The sequence below is a fragment of the Leuconostoc mesenteroides subsp. mesenteroides ATCC 8293 genome, from assembly GCF_000014445.1.
Lineage (GTDB): Bacteria > Bacillota > Bacilli > Lactobacillales > Lactobacillaceae > Leuconostoc > Leuconostoc mesenteroides.
On the sequence record NC_008531.1, the window covers coordinates 814229 to 830063 of the forward strand.

At 35.0% G+C, this 15835-nt stretch carries 16 protein-coding genes; 12 read left to right on the forward strand and 4 right to left on the reverse strand.

What is annotated here, in order from left to right; all coding sequences use genetic code 11:
- Positions 1-61: 61 nt before the first annotated feature.
- On the reverse strand, positions 62-1240 hold the full coding sequence (locus LEUM_RS04030; RefSeq protein WP_011679601.1) for an MFS transporter: 1179 nt from the start codon (positions 1238-1240) through the stop codon (positions 62-64).
- A gap of 31 nt (positions 1241-1271) precedes the next feature.
- Positions 1272-2942 (reverse strand): glycoside hydrolase family 13 protein, encoded by a 1671-nt coding sequence (locus LEUM_RS04035; protein WP_011679602.1) that lies wholly within the window; start codon positions 2940-2942, stop codon positions 1272-1274.
- Positions 2943-3154: 212 nt separating this feature from the next.
- Between LEUM_RS04035 and LEUM_RS04040 the strand changes: the two genes are divergently transcribed.
- On the forward strand, positions 3155-4135 hold the full coding sequence (locus LEUM_RS04040) for a LacI family DNA-binding transcriptional regulator (RefSeq protein ID WP_014324579.1): 981 nt from the start codon (positions 3155-3157) through the stop codon (positions 4133-4135).
- 99 nt (positions 4136-4234) lie between these two features.
- Here the strand turns inward: LEUM_RS04040 and LEUM_RS04045 are convergent, their stop codons facing one another.
- Positions 4235-4930, reverse strand: a complete 696-nt coding sequence (locus tag LEUM_RS04045) for a hypothetical protein (protein WP_011679604.1) — start codon at positions 4928-4930, stop codon at positions 4235-4237.
- A gap of 240 nt (positions 4931-5170) precedes the next feature.
- Here LEUM_RS04045 and LEUM_RS04050 point away from each other — a divergent pair, with 240 nt between their 5' ends.
- The 7 genes from LEUM_RS04050 (at position 5171) to LEUM_RS04080 (ending at position 11130) form a co-directional block, all read left to right on the forward strand.
- Positions 5171-5452 carry a hypothetical protein gene (locus tag LEUM_RS04050; protein WP_011679605.1) on the forward strand — a complete coding sequence of 94 codons (282 nt, stop codon included), beginning with the start codon at positions 5171-5173 and terminating at the stop codon, positions 5450-5452.
- Between the two features lie 17 nt (positions 5453-5469).
- Positions 5470-5841, forward strand: coding sequence for a hypothetical protein (locus tag LEUM_RS04055; RefSeq protein ID WP_011679606.1), 372 nt, complete (start codon positions 5470-5472; stop codon positions 5839-5841).
- A gap of 141 nt (positions 5842-5982) precedes the next feature.
- The gene (locus tag LEUM_RS04060) at positions 5983-6573 is read left to right on the forward strand and encodes a DJ-1/PfpI family protein (RefSeq protein WP_011679607.1); all 591 of its coding nucleotides are present in this window, start codon (positions 5983-5985) and stop codon (positions 6571-6573) included.
- A 65-nt stretch (positions 6574-6638) separates the two neighbouring features.
- Positions 6639-7316 carry a response regulator transcription factor gene (locus LEUM_RS04065; RefSeq protein ID WP_011679608.1) on the forward strand — a complete coding sequence of 226 codons (678 nt, stop codon included), beginning with the start codon at positions 6639-6641 and terminating at the stop codon, positions 7314-7316.
- Positions 7317-7413: 97 nt separating this feature from the next.
- Positions 7414-8304 (forward strand): sensor histidine kinase, encoded by an 891-nt coding sequence (locus tag LEUM_RS04070; protein ID WP_223319749.1) that lies wholly within the window; start codon positions 7414-7416, stop codon positions 8302-8304.
- A gap of 101 nt (positions 8305-8405) precedes the next feature.
- Positions 8406-9161 carry an ABC transporter ATP-binding protein gene (locus LEUM_RS04075; RefSeq protein WP_011679610.1) on the forward strand — a complete coding sequence of 252 codons (756 nt, stop codon included), beginning with the start codon at positions 8406-8408 and terminating at the stop codon, positions 9159-9161.
- Position 9162: 1 nt separating this feature from the next.
- Positions 9163-11130 (forward strand): ABC transporter permease, encoded by a 1968-nt coding sequence (locus tag LEUM_RS04080; RefSeq protein WP_011679611.1) that lies wholly within the window; start codon positions 9163-9165, stop codon positions 11128-11130.
- Between the two features lie 80 nt (positions 11131-11210).
- On the opposite strand, the gene LEUM_RS04085 is transcribed toward LEUM_RS04080, so the two are convergent.
- On the reverse strand, positions 11211-12125 hold the full coding sequence (locus LEUM_RS04085; RefSeq protein WP_010288105.1) for a LysR family transcriptional regulator: 915 nt from the start codon (positions 12123-12125) through the stop codon (positions 11211-11213).
- Positions 12126-12248: 123 nt separating this feature from the next.
- Between LEUM_RS04085 and LEUM_RS04090 the strand changes: the two genes are divergently transcribed.
- The 4 genes from LEUM_RS04090 (at position 12249) to LEUM_RS04105 (ending at position 15743) form a co-directional block, all read left to right on the forward strand.
- The gene (locus LEUM_RS04090) at positions 12249-13586 is read left to right on the forward strand and encodes an aspartate aminotransferase family protein (protein WP_011679612.1); all 1338 of its coding nucleotides are present in this window, start codon (positions 12249-12251) and stop codon (positions 13584-13586) included.
- Positions 13587-13625: 39 nt separating this feature from the next.
- The gene (gene cysE, locus LEUM_RS04095) at positions 13626-14129 is read left to right on the forward strand and encodes a serine O-acetyltransferase (RefSeq protein WP_011679613.1); all 504 of its coding nucleotides are present in this window, start codon (positions 13626-13628) and stop codon (positions 14127-14129) included.
- Between the two features lie 68 nt (positions 14130-14197).
- Entirely contained in the window at positions 14198-14743 is a 546-nt protein-coding gene (locus tag LEUM_RS04100) for a GNAT family N-acetyltransferase (RefSeq protein ID WP_011679614.1), read from the forward strand.
- Positions 14744-14834: 91 nt separating this feature from the next.
- Entirely contained in the window at positions 14835-15743 is a 909-nt protein-coding gene (locus LEUM_RS04105; protein ID WP_011679615.1) for an aldo/keto reductase, read from the forward strand.
- Positions 15744-15835 lie beyond the last annotated feature (92 nt).

The window sequence follows — 15835 nt, forward strand, 5'->3', positions numbered from 1 at the left end:
AAAAAGCTTTGTCCTTGAGACAAAGCTTTTTTGTTATATATTTTAAACCTATTTATGATCATTAATTCATAATATTTTGATGTACTTTTTTCTGGAAAAAGGTTTGGTAAATCAATACAATCATTGTCAGAATGATCAACAACCAGAATGCTGTTAAGAATGGGCCAGCATGTGTCGTTAATGAGTTCATTTTTCCTAATTCGCTTAAGAACAAGGGGGTTGAGAAAGACCCAAGATTTGCGCCAATTAATAGAGTTGAGTTAGCCAATGTTTCTGATCCTTTTGGTGCTATAACACTGACTAGCGAGAAAATATAAGATCCTACAAGTGGATATGACATACCGCAAACAACAGCACCAAGTGTGACACCAAAAACGCTATGAAAACTAACCATAATTAATGAACCGAGCGCCATAAATAAAATGCCTAATGGTAAAATAAATTTTTTAACAAAACGATAAATACGTCCGAAAAGTATGCCCATTACCATGCCCATCAGTGTATTAGCTGAAATAATCAAACTTGAAACGGCGCTTGATTTTGAAAGATCAGTGACTATAATATTTGGAACCTGAATAATAACTGCTGTAGTACAAGCAACCATGAACGCTAATAATACTGTCATAATGAGGACAGGTAAGTTAATACGCTGTTTATTATTATCGCTACCTAGTGGGATAGGTGGTTCTGGCACTACTTTTAAAAAGAAGGCTAGTAGTGGGAAAGCCAAAAGATAGATTAAAAATGAAGCATGCCAGTTAATTAGCACGAGTAAGCCAACGACAATGTTTAAAATTGAAACACCAATTTGTTCCGTAGCAGAACGAAAACCAAGCATTTGAGAACGCGTAGGGTCTTCGTAAAATAAATCAATGATAGTGATGGCAAGTGAATTAAACAGGCCAATACCACACCCCACGATTAACCTTGAAATTAAAATTAAGATGAAACTATGGGAGAAAAACGGAAATACACCGGCTACGCCCGTTAAAATCAATCCAATTGTAATCGTCCTCTTAATACCAAGTTTTTTGGAAATGAAACCAGAGAGAAGTAATGTTATCATAACTGAAAATTGCTGTATGGTAGCAATCATATCAATTTGTGATACGGAAATATTTGGGAAACTCTTCGCCATTTCAGGTAATGCAGAGGAAATGGCTGTACCTGTTGTGATCATAACAGATACGGATAAAACAGCTAGAACAAAAATTTTAGAATGAGGATTTTTTTGATTCAAAATAGCACCTTCTTTTTGTCAGAAATTTTGATTATTTCGTCAAAAGATAAACTTTGCTTTCATATGGGCGTAAGATTGTTCCCTGATCATCTAAATAGTTATTGATTAACAATTCTGAGAACTTCGTTTGTCCATAGTCACGAGTGACTACTTTGTCAGTGAAGTTGCTCAAAACAAGAACAGACTGTTCTTTATAGTGACGAAGGTATGCGTATACCTGGTTGTCTTCAGAATCAATCGCTTCAAACGTTCCATATCTAACAATCTCTGAATCATGACGAAGTTGTATTAGCTTCTGGTAATGGTAGTAAACGGAATCGTTATCAGATAAAACATTTTCGGCATTGATTGCTGTGTAATTTTTGTTTGGTGCATACCAAGGTGTCACATTTGAAAATCCGGCATTTTGTTGGTTATTCCATTGCATAGGGGTTCTCGCATTATCACGTGACATATTAGCTAAATACTTTAGCATTGTTGCGCTGTCAACAATCTTTTGCTCATCAACAAACTCGTGATAAAAGTTGACTGACTCAATATCTTCATATTGTTCCAAACTCTCAAAATGACCGTTAGTCATACCTAGCTCTTCACCTTGATAAACGTAGGGTGTTCCTTGCATCATATGCAAGGTAGTTGCTAACATTTTAGCAGATAATACTCTGAATTCAGGTTGATCATTTCCAAATCGAGAAACTGCACGTGGCTGGTCATGATTATTCCAATAGAGACTATTCCATCCCTTGCCATCTAATCCAATTTGCCAACGATTTAAGGAAGCTTTCAACTCCACTAGGTTAATAGGTTCGTCATTCCATTTACCCAGTCGTACGTCCGGATTTGGGCTGAGGGAAACATGTTCGAATTGGAAGACCATGTTCAATTCATGACTATCTAATCCAGTATATTTAATCGCATCTTCAGGGGTTGAGCTTGGCATTTCACCAACAGTAATTGTGTCGTATTTGGACAGTACTTCGTCGTTCATTTGGCGTAAAAATTCGTTAAGTCGGTGACCATCTGCTACAAAATCCATTGTTGTTCCTGCAGTTACTGGTTCTGTGACATCAGGCAAGCCTTCAGGTTTAGAAATTAAATTGATTACATCCATTCGAAATCCATCAACACCTTTATCCAACCAAAAGCGTTCAATATCGAAAACTGCCTCGCGAACTTCAAGATTTTCCCAATTGAGATCTGGTTGTCCTTCAGCAAACATGTGTAGATAGTATTGCTTTCGTTCAGGAACATAAGTCCAAGCAGAACCGCCAAATGCTGCAAGCCAATTATTTGGTTCATGTCCGTCTACTGGATCCCGCCAAATATAATAATTGGCGTACTCGTTAGTTTGATTCTTGCGACTTTCTTTAAACCAAACATGTTGATCTGACGTATGATTAACAACCAAATCCATCATAATTTTAAGATCTAGGCGATGTGCTTGTTGAAGTAAATCTTCAAAATCCTGCATTGTGCCATAATTTGGGTTAATATTGCGATAATCAGCAATATCGTAGCCGTTGTCTTTATTTGGAGAGACATAAATAGGATTTAACCAGATGACATCAGCACCCAAGTTATGGATATACTGCAATCGTTGAGTGATACCAGCAAGGTCACCAATACCATCGTTATTACTGTCTTGAAAACTCATAGGATATATTTGATATACTACTGAGTCCTTAAACCATTGTTTTGTCATTGTTTGATTCTCCTTTTTATTTTGTACTCATAGATTACCACTTTGCGTAAACGTTTACAATTCATTTATACCAGTACAGTAAACGTTTACTTAGTGTAATAATTGATTTAATCATAAGGTCACGACAAGAATAAGAATTTATTTAATTTATACGATGGAGTAGTGTTGGGATATAATAAAATGAGGTAGTAAGTTAGAAAACGGGGTTAATGATGTCAGTTACAATTAAAGATGTTGCTAAAAATGCAAATGTTTCAATCGCAACTGTTTCCAGAGTGTTAGCGGGTAAAAAAGAGGCCTACTCTCTAGCAACTGAAAAAAGAGTTCATAAAGCAATTCAAGAATTGGGCTACAAAAAAAATAAAGCCGCAGTAGAATTGGTGACCATGAAAAGCAATGTTATTGCAATTTTGGTATCAACGCCCAAAACAAATTTTGCGATGAAAATCATTGAAAGTATTCAAAAAAATGCCTATAAGAAGGATTTGAGTGTGATAATTTTATTTGTGGGTGATAATGATGAAGAGACGCAAATTAAAGCACTTAATACTGTTATTGAGCGACCGGTCAAGGGCATATTATTAATTTCCGTAGAATTATGTGGTGATGCTATCAACCTACTAAAAAATAGTGGCATTTCGAATGTATTTGTTTCAACTGCAATGAGTAAAGAATCAAAGTTTGTTTCTTCAGATGATTTTAAAATAGGATATGAAGCAACCAAGTTTTTGATTCACAAAGGGCACAAAAAAATTGGTTTATCAAGTTTGGAAGTGGATAAATTTATAGGTCAGCAACGAGTAGCCGGCTATTTGTCAGCTCTGAAGGACCATCATATTCCTCAAAATGATGATTGGATTTTTGATGGCGATTACTCATATGAAAGTGGTGTAGCATCAATGCAATATTATGCATCACAAACAGATATAACAGCAGTTATTGGCGCGAGCGACTTGGCAGCAATAGGCATTATTAATACAGCGCAAAAATTAGATATTAATGTACCAGATCAACTAGCAGTGATCAGCATTGACGGCACCTATTTAGTTGATATTGTTAGCCCTCGTATCACGAGCGTCACACAGTCATTCTATAATATGGGAGAAACTGCTTTAAAAATGTTGTTTAGTAAAGGCAATGAGTCCAGTCACATTTATACCTCTTTTCAGATAGACGAACGCGAGAGTAGTTGAATAAAATGAGAATGATTTCAGAATATATTTGTACTAAAAAGACCCCTATACATTCATCATGTGATGTGTGCATGGCGGTCTTTTTACAGTTGCAGACATTTAGCGCGAAATGGACTTTATATGGGCTCGAAGTGTTATGACCAAACCAACAATAATTAAAAAAATACCAATTGCCGCACCAAACAATCCTATTGATGACGAAGCACTAGGTGAATTTTCATAGGACAGTAGTGCATATTGTGTCATCACAATGGCAACTAATCCATCAGCTAAATTTAATGATTTTAAATAAGTAATAATTGGACTACGAAAATGACGAGCTTTAATCCAGCCAACGATGGATGTCACAATTTTAGTGAAGCCAATTAGTGCAATTAGCAACACAATACTCTGATTATATCGTTGCGGTTCGTTTACGATATACATATAAATCGATAATGTAACAAGAGCCATGCCCAGTAAACCGTATAAGATACCACCTTCTCGCAAGTATCTAATTTCAATTTTTTCTCGCTCTAAGGGATTTATGTTTGAAACTCTAATTTGACGATATCGCCACAAAAAGTATGATCGAATAGCCAGTAAAATAATATAATAGCCACCAAATATTAAAAACCATAAAGATAAAAAGAATATACCAATAGTTAATTTGATAAGCGCAAATACCAAATTAGATATTGTGCTTGCGGCATTATATAGAACTACACGATCAGATTTTTCTGAAATGTGATGTCTTAAGTTGTGATGATCAATGATGTCATTAAATTTTGTCGTTATTTTTTTGATGAGCTGCATATGATTATCTTTCGTGGAATGATATATGGCGTCCAGTTAGTCAGTTAAAGAATTCAATTCTCATTGTATCAAAAATTTGCTGATAAAACGCAGTAACGCTTAAGATTAACAAATTGTAAACAAAAGTATCGGTGTTTTGATTAATAAAACGTCATTAACAAAACCGAAACAAAACCTTAGCAATTTATAAACAAAGTAATTAGATAATTAATTCAATCAAAAGGATAAAGGAGATAAGAGATGGCAATTGTATTAAATATCATTATCGGAGTTGTGACAGGGTTAGGTGTCGCATTTTTGGGAAATGTGGTGAAACAACCTGGTACAGTATTGAGGAAAAACATCACCCTTGGCACTGGTGTTTTGTTAGGTAGCTTGGGTGCAGTTTCGGCTGATCAACTACTAAATTACGGACCTACACTGATGGAAACTAACTTTGTACCAGCCATTGCAGGCGGCATAGTGTTATCATTTGTCGGCGTATACGCAGGAAAACGATGGGTACATTTAGGCACAAACTAAAAGGATAGTGGAATCTAATGAAGAAAAATGACTTTATAATCTTGCTAGGGTGGATTAGTAGTGGCTTTCTATTCGCAATTGGGATGTGTATGGTTTTACTACCGGAATGGGGCGTAGAGTTACAAGGTGCAATTCTAGGTGGCGTTGGTATTATTAGTGCTCTAGCTGTATTTTTGGCTAAACGTAAAATGGCAGGAAAAGCGTTATGGATTTGGAATACTAGAATCGTAGTAATCAGTTTGTTTGGTTTTGTTAGTGCGATCGTATTTGGATTAGGTATGGTAATGACAATGGTTTGGGGGATGATGACTTTGGGTATTATTCTAGGATTTGTTGGCGTACTGATGTTAGCTGCCTTGCTACCAATGGTTAAGGGATTTGAAGAATAAGGCTGAACTCAATTATTATTTTTAATATTAGAAAAGGTATTGTTGATTACATAACGATGCTTTTTTTGTGTCGATATGCGAACTTGTGTTCCCTTTTTCTATATGATAAGCTATTTAAATATTAAGAAAGAGGAATGATACATGAAAACAGCAGTGTTTCTTTTGTTAAACGAATATGCAGATTGGGAAGGTGCCTATCTATCAAGTCAATTAAATCAATTAACCGATTGGACAGTCAAAACTGCTTCCATTCAAAAAACTATACACTCCATTGGTGGTTTTCAGACTAAAGCAGACTACTCTATTAACGAGATTCCTCTAGAAACCGAGTTACTTGTTTTGATTGGTGGTAATTCATGGCATATCAACAGCCTTGAAATTACTAATCTAATCAAAAATCGTTTAGTCGCGGGGAAAACGGTGGCGTCTATTTGTGGTGCAGTTGATTTCTTGGCCAAAAATGGTCTATTGAATGATAAAGAACATACTGGTAATTCAGTATATTTGTGGCAGAGTTATGAGCAATATACAAACTTGTCTAGATTCTTGGAAGAACAAGTTGTAGTAGATGAACCTTTAATTACTGCCAATGGAACAGCAACCTTAGAGTTTACAAATCAAGTTATGAAAACAGTTCACGCACTGCCAGTAGATCAAATTGATAAAACAACCAATCTGTACAAACTGGGATTTTACAAGTATTGTGACAAATTCGGTAATCCCTATGCTTAGCGAATGAGCTTGCATTTATTCATGATTTGGTTTACCTTCAAGTAAGTAAATAAAGGACACGAATTATGAAATATAAAATTTTTATAGTTGAGGATAATCAAGAAATCGTAAGCCTGCTGAAAAAGGGTTTGATTAGTTGGGGACTAAGTGCAGTTAGTTGTAAAGATTTTAATCAAGTTGAAGAGGAAATTACAATGCATTCACCACATTTAGTGTTGATGGATATTAATTTACCTTACTATAATGGCTTTTTTTGGACACAGAAAATACGTCAAAATAGCATGATACCGATAATTTTTTTATCTAGTCGTGATGAAGAAAGTGATATGATTCTGGCTATGAATTTCGGCGCAGATGATTACATTACTAAGCCGTTTAACATAGATTTATTAATCGTAAAAATTAATGCATTGCTGAGACGCGAATATAGCTTTAGTGTAGAGAAAAAGCATTCTCAATTTCAAGGTTATACCTTGAATATTATTGATAATCAGTTAATATATGACAGTCGAGAGGTAGTTCTCTCCAAAAATGAAACAAAGCTATTGTATCTTTTATTTACTCATCCAAATCAACTTGTTACCAGAGAGGACATTATGGCTACTTTGTGGGATAACGAGATGTTTGTTGATAAGAATACGTTAGCGGTCACGCTAACGAGATTGCGTAACAAAGTAACAGAAATTGGATTTTCAAAGTATTTACAAACTGTCAAAGGTAAGGGGATTAAGCTTAGTGATTAAAAAAATATTTGGCTTAGCGTTGCAGTTTTTATCTGACTTTTGGTATCTGTACGCCTCATTTATGTTAACTTTTCTTTTGCTAATGTGGAGCGTGATTATGCGATCACTAAGTTTAGACTCGATGTTCGATGTCCTTTGGGGTGGTTGTTATATTTTAATTGTAATTACTTGTATTTTATTTTGGAAATGGTACCGAGCACACAAGGGACTGATTCAGTTGCTGTGCGAAGAAGAGGTACATACATTATCAAGCATTGCGACCTTGTCTAGTCACGAACGAATGTACCAACAATTAATTAAAAAGCAACAATTGCATCAAGAAAAAATGCAGGCACAGTTAAATGAAGATGCAAATGACATTCAAGATTACTATGCAATGTGGGCCCATCAAATTAAAGTACCGCTGTCCGTTTTAGATTTAATGAATCAAACTGGGACAATTGAAAAATATGAAACTAGTAATCAATTGTTAGTGATCAATCAGTATTTGGATATGATGTTGCAGTTTATTCGTTTAAAAAACTTCAATCAGGATATAGCGTACCAGGATATGAGTGTCCAAAAGTCTTTAAGATCGGTGATTAAAGATTATAAATATTGGTTCATCCATAAAGATTTAGCTGTTAGCATAAATGAATTTGATTTTTCTGTCGTTAGTGATGCCAAATGGCTTCGATTTGTATTTGAACAAGTTATATTTAATGCAATTAAATATACACCTCAGGGCAAAATAAATATTATTTGTCAAAATGACAATCAGGTCATTATTAAAGACACGGGCATTGGTATTGCGCAAAATGATTTACCAATGATTTTTAATCAAGGCTATACAGGATTTAATGGGCGCATTAATAGTAATGCGAGTGGCCTTGGTTTATACATGGTTAAAAGAATTTTAAATAATTTAGGTCACGATATAACCATTCAATCTGAAGTAAATGTTGGTACAACAGTCATAATTAATTTTCAACAAACTGTAATTAAATAAACCTTACAAAGTTGTAAGGTGTGGAGATGATATGTAAGGTTAATCATCTCTTTTTTAATTTAAAATAGAATTATGATAAACGATATAGGAGAATAAAATTCATGACACTACTTAAAGTTGAGCATTTGAAAAAAGAATATCAGAGTAAATTTAAAAATAATACAGTTGTTGCCTTGGCGGATGTCAGTTTTGAGGTAGAGAAGGGTGAGTTCATTGCAATCATGGGTGAGTCTGGTTCAGGTAAATCGACTTTGCTAAACTGCATTGCCACACTTGATCAACCAACAGCAGGAACTATTTCTTTAAATAATCAGAATTTCAAACATTTGTCAGATAAACAATTAGCTGCCTTTCGCCGAGATCACCTAGGATTTGTGTTCCAGGATTTTAATTTGCTTGATACAATGTCGGTTGCGGATAATATATATTTACCGCTTATACTAGCTAAAAATACAAATAATAAGGAGCAGAAACTGAGTAATCTTGCCAAACAGTTGGGATTACAGGATCTGTTGAATAAGTATCCATATGAGTTATCTGGCGGACAAAAACAGCGAGTGGCTATTGGCAGAGCGTTGATCACCAATCCAGAAATTTTATTAGCTGATGAACCAACAGGAGCTTTAGATTCTAAGAATTCAGCTGATATTTTGTCAATATTTGAACAATATAATCAGCAAAATCAAACAATATTAATGGTTACGCATTCTGCTTTGGCCGCTAGTCATGCTCAAAGAGTTTTATTTATTAAAGATGGAAAAGTGTTCCATCAGACATACCGAGGGAATAAAACGGAGCAAGAAATGTTACTGACAATTAGTGATGCCATGACTAATTTATTAGGGGGGATTGATTAAAATGTTGTATTGGAAATTAGCTTGGCAATCAATTGTAAAAAACAGGTTAGAGTACTTACCATTTATGTTAGCAGGCAGTGCTGCTGTCGCTTTGAACATGGTTATTCAGTTACTTATTTATTCAAAAGGGGTCAAAAAATTAGCAGCCAATGTATCTGTAATTGAAATGCTTACTTTTTCTCAAATCGTAATTGCTATTTTTTCTATTATTTTTCTGCTCTATACCTATAGTTTTCTAAGTAAACGAAAACAGTCAGAGTTTGGTCTTTTCAGCATTTTAGGGTTACAAAAAATTGATCTGATTAAAATTAGCTGGAGACAACAATTTATTTCTTTTCTGGCAGTTACTTTTTTTGGCCTCATTACTGGTGTTGTGTTCAGTAAAGTATTAATCTTACTATTTATGAAGCTCGTGGGTGGTACCGAATTCCAGCTAAACATCACAGCCGTGTCCATAGTATTTATTGTTGTATTTTTTATGATATGTTTTTTATTCTTGCTGATAACAGACATATTTTCGATTTTTAAACTTAAAACCATATCTTTATTGCATGCAACTAAAAAGGGAGAATCAGAACCCAGAAGCCATTGGGTATTATTTGGCCTTGGACTAGTCCTGCTAACAATGGGATATTATATTTCCTTAACGGTTCATTCACCTTTAAAAGCAATTGGTCAATTCTTTATAGCTATACTGTTAGTTGTTTGTGCGACATATATTCTGTTCATCGTAGCTTCGACGATTATTTTAAAAGTAATGAAACGAAATGGAAAGTATTACTACCAAGCAAATCATTTTATAACTGTGTCGAATATGTTATTTAGAATGAAGCAGAATGCAACAGGTCTGGCTAGCATTACGCTATTAACAACTATGTCGCTGGTTATTATTGTTACAACAGTTTCAATGTTTGTTGGACAAGAAGACTACATCAATCAACAATTCCCGCGGGCTGTTATTTTGACAAGCTCATCTGACCGTAAAGTGCCCATTAAGTCTGTGAGAAAAGTTGCTAGTAATAATGGTATAAAAATAGACAAACCCTACAAATTAGAAATTAGTACTGCGATAGCTGGGGATTTAACGACTCAAGGGAAGCTACAACCTTTAACTGGTGATTCCGTTGGGAGTGCCGACAATTTGTCTGAAATCCAGTTCATAACAGAAAAACAGTATAAATATATGGCCAATAATAGCTCAAACAAGTTAAAGGCTAATGAAATATATGTCTATGATAGACAAGGAACATTCAATGGGGGCAATATCACTTTTTTGGATAAAAACTACCATGTGAAAAGCGTGTTGAAAAAGATTAAAGGGATTCCTAGCGTTCAGCCTAATATGACACATTCACTGATAGTAGTTGTGCCTTCTAAGAGTGTTACAAGTGCTCTAGGAAACGAGTTTAATGATTTAGGTGATACGAAACAGAATATTACTTATAAGAACCAGTTATTATTCAATGTCACAGGTACTGAGCAGCAAAGAGAAAAATTCTTAAAAGAGGTATCTCAAACATACAATATTACGAGTGAAGATAGATTTTCAACAATATCTGTATTAAAAGAATTTTATGGTGGCTTTTTCTTTATTGGTTTAGTATTCTCAGTTAGTTTTATTATGGCAACTGGTTTGATTATTTATTATAAGCAAATATCTGAGGGACGTTCTGACCAAAAGCAATTCGATATTTTGCAAAAAATAGGCATGTCCAGTCAAGAAGTTAAGCAAACCATTCGTTCACAAATCATTTGGATATTTGGTCTGCCTGTGGTTGTCGCGATTATGCACTTATGTTTTGCGATGCCAATGATTCATAAAATTCTGCAATTGTTTGGTATAATTATTGGTCCAGTAGTTTATCTGACCACTGTACTAACAGTGATCTCGATAGTCTTAATTTATTACTTAATCTATCTGAAAACATCGAAAACATATTATCAGCAGGTTTCAAGAAAAATATCTTAGAAGTGTGTTAGAAAAAATAAAAAAGCGATTTCAATCACTGAAGTCGCTTTTAAAATTTGGAAAAATTAAACTTATAAAAATCAATTAAAGTTTTTTAAAACTGCAGTTGCTTGATCGGTAATCATTTGCGACACGATTTTAATTGCAGGAATTCTTTTTTGTGGCTTACGTTCTAAAAGGTAGATTTGTCTCTTGCTTTTAATATCGAAATCATGAATAAAAATTCCATTCATATCAGTACCCGCAGTAAGTGCTAAGGAAGGCAAAATGGAGATACCGAGTTGTGATTTCACTAAGCTTTTTATAGCATCATAACTGTGAATTTCACTAACGACATCAGGGTCAAATAAATTTTCTCGGCACATTTGGATGATATGATTGGATAAATATGTATTCTTGGGTTCTATGATCCACTTTTTTGATGCTAAGTCTGAAAAGTGCTTAATTGGGAAAATACTTTTATCGTCTTTACTTGAGACTACTAATAATTTATCTTCGCCAATATTGGTCGATATGATGTCTGAATTGGGAAAAGTGACCTTTTTTTCAAAATAACCGGTTAAAACAATATCAAATTTGTGTGACCGAAGTCCTAATAGGCTTTGGTCGGGTTCTTCTTCATATATTCTGCATTCTATACTTGGAAAAGTTTGATTAATCTTTTTTATGACAGGAATAAGTATAGAATTTAATGCGCTGGTGAAAGTTGCAATTCTAACAATGCCAGTAATTTCACTTTGTCGTGTTTTAAAATCATTTTCGATCGTTTCTAATTCAGATAAAACTGGCTGGGCTCTCTCCACTAGTTCTTGTCCAGTTTGGTTCAGATAAACTTTCCGTCCTTGTTTTTCAATCAGCGTTAATTCTAAATCGTCTTCAAGGTCTTTTAATTGCTGTGATATTGTTGCAGGACTAACAAATAAAGCCTCAGCAACTCGATTCATTGTTCCTAGTTCGGCTAGGTGGGTTAAAATTTGCAGTTGCCAAATATTCATTCATATTACCTCAATCATTTAGAAAAACTGAACTATATCGTCAGATACTTTATCTTTTCATTAATTTTATATTGCTTTAAAATTAATTTCAAGTTAACTATTAATTGAAAGAGGTATCTGAATATGATAGAAGCATTTGAAAAATCACAGGAACCGTGGGCTGATGTAGAAAAATATGTTGGTCGGTACGCTGGAATGGATTTTAGTCCCGATATTGTTGATCACGCAAAAGGAACCTACTTGTTTACAGAATCAGGTGAAAAAATACTTGATTTTACATCAGGGCAGATGAGTTCTACATTAGGACATTCAAATCCGGAAATTGTTACGACTTTACAGCAAACCGTACAACGATTGGATCATTTATATAGCGGAATGCTTTCGCGACCTAATATTAATTTGTCTAAAAACATTGCCAGTAAAACAGGGGAAAATTTAAAAAAAGTTATTCCGTTGTCGACTGGGTCGGAAGTTAATGAAGCCGCTTTGAGAATGGCTAAATTGGTCACAGGAAAATTTGAGGTTGTCTCTTTTAATAAATCATGGCACGGTGTGACGCAGGCTAGCGCTGGTGCTACCTATGCCTCAGCTAGAAAATCAGGGGCACCAACGTCTCCAGGTCAACTTTCAATTCCAACGCCGTATACATACCGTCCCAATTTTTTCAATTCAGAAGGAGAATACGATTGGCACAAAGAACTAGATTATGGATTTGAAATGGTTGATGCACAATCGGTTGGTAGCCTAGCGGCTTGCATTGTGGAACCAATTGTATCGGGTGGTGGTATTCTGGTGCCCCCAAAAGGATACTTGGCAGCACTAAAAGAAAAATGTCGCGAACGTGGTATGCTACTGATATTTGATGAAGCGCAAACTAGCTTAGGTAGAACTGGTGAATGGTTTGCATATCAGTACGATGACGTTGAACCTGATATTTTGACTTTATCAAAAACATTGGGTTCGGGTCTACCCTTGGCAGCATTAGTTACGACGGATAAAATTGAAAAAAAGGCTCATGAAAAAGGATTTCTTTTTTATACATCGCACGTAAACGATCCCTTGGTAGCAGCTGTGGGTTGCACAGTTATGAATATTATTGAACGTGATAATTTATGCCAAGTAACTAAGGAAAAAGGAAATTATTTACATGACGGATTGCAGAAACTAGTCGATGAATATGATATTGTTGGGGATGCTCGCGGTCGTGGACTTCTGCAAGGATTAGAAATTATAAAAAGTAAAAGCAATAAAGAAAGATCTGAATTTATTGGTGATGAAATTACAAAACGCTGTTATAAACTAGGGCTTCATATGAATATTGTTAATCTGCCAGGGATGGGTGGTGTGTTCAGGATAGCTCCACCATTAACTGTTAGTTATGAGGAATTAGATAGCGGTCTGGCAATACTAGAACAGTCTATTAAATCTGTTCAAAATGATATTAACCTTGGTAATTTATAGAATACTCAAAGGAGAATAATTATTTTTGAAAATATTAAAATGATCAGAAATTACGATCCCGCCATTTCTTCTAATTTGCAAATTATTTTAACTTATTCTGGTTTGCATGCCGTTTGGTTTTATCGCATTAGTCATCAGTTGTGGCAACTCAATTTGAAGCTTCTTGCGCATCTATGTTCGCAATGGGGACGTTTAATCACGGGAGTCGAGATACATCCTGGCGCGCAAATTGGGAGACGTCTGTTAATTGACCATGGTTCTGGAACTGTGATTGGTGAAACAGCAATTATTGGTGATGATGTTATTTTATATCATGGTGTAACTCTAGGCAGCACCCATCATGCACTTGGAGATACAAGTCGCCGGCACCCAAAAATCGGCAATCACACATTGATTGGTGCCCATGCTACTATTTTGGGAAATATTACAATTGGAAATCATGTGAAGATTGGAGCTGCAACAGTGGTCTTACATGATGTTCCAAGCCACGTGACTATCGTTGGTAATCCTGCGCATATATTGCACAAAAATCCGAATATCTAATAAAATAATGTAATATTATCATAATTGTGTTAGAATGTATGATATTCTAGACGTTATGAGGGGGAATTATGAGTGTTTACTTTGAAAGTACGATAGAGAATCATCTTGCTATCGCGGTGACCGAACTAAGCCATGCCGATGAAATATTTGAGTTACTCTATAATGATCAAGAAAACATCGGTCAATTTCTTGGGTTTGTGGCATTAACAAAAACAAAAGAAGACGAAGTTAATTATATAAAGAAAAAAATGCATGGTATCGCAGATGGTACTGATGCCTTGTTTTCAATTATTCGAGATAATCATATTGTGGGTGTAATTGATCTTCATTATATTGATTCAGAGAACAAAAAAGCAGAGATAGGATATTGGCTACATTCAAAATTCCAGCATCAGGGTATCATGACCAAGTCTGTCCGTAAGATTTGTGAGTATGCTTTTGAAAATATTGGTTTGAATAAGTTATCATTGTTTGCCGATGTAGAGAATATTGGCAGTAATGCAGTTGCCAAACACGCAGGTTTTTCATATTTGGCAACTCATCCGGATTACTATGTTCATCGTGGTCAATTGCGCGATATGAATGAGTATTATCTACTCAAACGAGAATTTTAAATGTAACAATTAAGCATGAAAACAGTATTGTTGATTAACCTGCTATATAATTAAGCTAATTAATAGTTAGTTGAATGTAGAGAGGAGAATCATGTCACATAATCAAAAAGAAAGTAGTAAGGCTTTGAAATTGGGCATTGGCACCAACAAAGTGGGCGGTCATAATTTATTCGAGGGCCTACAAGATGAAGACGGCTTTGATATAGTTCGGGAAGCATTGGATTCGAAGGTCCAAATGATTGATACAGCTTATATGTATGGTCTTGGTCGCTCAGAAGAAATCATTGGTGAAGTTCTTAAACATTATCCCCGCTCAAGCTTTGAAATTGCTACTAAAGCGGCACAAGATCCAGACAATGATTTAAAAATAAATAATACACCAACTTTTCTTAAAAAAGCAGTTGATGATGCCTTGGCAAGACTTCAGACGGACTATATTGATATTTTCTATATTCATTTTCCTGATGAAAACACGCCCAAAGATGAAGCAGTTGCTGCTTTAAATGATTTGAAGAAATCTGGGAAAATTCGTGCAGTCGGTGTGTCAAACTTCAGTTTAGAACAAATTAAAGAAGCTAACAAAAATGGTCAAGTAGACTATGTAGAAGATGCATATAGTTTAGTGCACCGCGAAGCGGAAAATAAATTATGGCCATACTTGCAAGAAAACCATATTGGTTTTGTGCCATATTTTCCATTGGCTTCTGGATTGTTAACAGGAAAGTACAGCTTGGCGGATGCTGATAAGTTTGATCAGTTTACAAAAGAGCAATTTGAAACAATTATCTCTGCCTTAAAACTTGTTGAGAAAATATCGGAAAATCACAATGCTTCAATTTCGCAAACTATTCTGGCTTGGTATATTGCTAATCCCAGTATCAGTGCGGTTATTCCGGGGGCGCGTAATGCAAGCCAAGTGACCAATAACGTTGCTACATTAAACATTGACTTAACTGAAACAGAATATCAGCAAATTGACACTGCCTTTGAAAATTTTTAGGTAGTGTTGTACTATAAATTTATATGAAAAAGCAAGTCATATTACTGACTTGCTTTTTTACGCTATTCACACTTTAGAAAGAAGGAATGGAT

Excerpts from the sequence above, each read along its gene's own strand:
- LEUM_RS04035 (WP_011679602.1), bottom strand. The coding sequence starts at position 2,942 with ATGACAAAACAATGGTTTAAGGACTCAGTAGTATATCAAATATATCCT.
- LEUM_RS04040 (WP_014324579.1), top strand. The coding sequence starts at position 3,155 with ATGTCAGTTACAATTAAAGATGTTGCTAAAAATGCAAATGTTTCAATC.
- LEUM_RS04045 (WP_011679604.1), bottom strand. The coding sequence starts at position 4,930 with ATGCAGCTCATCAAAAAAATAACGACAAAATTTAATGACATCATTGAT.
- LEUM_RS04050 (WP_011679605.1), top strand. The coding sequence starts at position 5,171 with ATGGCAATTGTATTAAATATCATTATCGGAGTTGTGACAGGGTTAGGT.
- LEUM_RS04055 (WP_011679606.1), top strand. The coding sequence starts at position 5,470 with ATGAAGAAAAATGACTTTATAATCTTGCTAGGGTGGATTAGTAGTGGC.
- LEUM_RS04060 (WP_011679607.1), top strand. The coding sequence starts at position 5,983 with ATGAAAACAGCAGTGTTTCTTTTGTTAAACGAATATGCAGATTGGGAA.
- LEUM_RS04065 (WP_011679608.1), top strand. The coding sequence starts at position 6,639 with ATGAAATATAAAATTTTTATAGTTGAGGATAATCAAGAAATCGTAAGC.
- LEUM_RS04070 (WP_223319749.1), top strand. The coding sequence starts at position 7,414 with ATGCGATCACTAAGTTTAGACTCGATGTTCGATGTCCTTTGGGGTGGT.
- LEUM_RS04075 (WP_011679610.1), top strand. The coding sequence starts at position 8,406 with ATGACACTACTTAAAGTTGAGCATTTGAAAAAAGAATATCAGAGTAAA.
- LEUM_RS04080 (WP_011679611.1), top strand. The coding sequence starts at position 9,163 with ATGTTGTATTGGAAATTAGCTTGGCAATCAATTGTAAAAAACAGGTTA.
- LEUM_RS04085 (WP_010288105.1), bottom strand. The coding sequence starts at position 12,125 with ATGAATATTTGGCAACTGCAAATTTTAACCCACCTAGCCGAACTAGGA.
- LEUM_RS04090 (WP_011679612.1), top strand. The coding sequence starts at position 12,249 with ATGATAGAAGCATTTGAAAAATCACAGGAACCGTGGGCTGATGTAGAA.
- cysE (WP_011679613.1), top strand. The coding sequence starts at position 13,626 with ATGATCAGAAATTACGATCCCGCCATTTCTTCTAATTTGCAAATTATT.
- LEUM_RS04100 (WP_011679614.1), top strand. The coding sequence starts at position 14,198 with ATGAGTGTTTACTTTGAAAGTACGATAGAGAATCATCTTGCTATCGCG.
- LEUM_RS04105 (WP_011679615.1), top strand. The coding sequence starts at position 14,835 with ATGTCACATAATCAAAAAGAAAGTAGTAAGGCTTTGAAATTGGGCATT.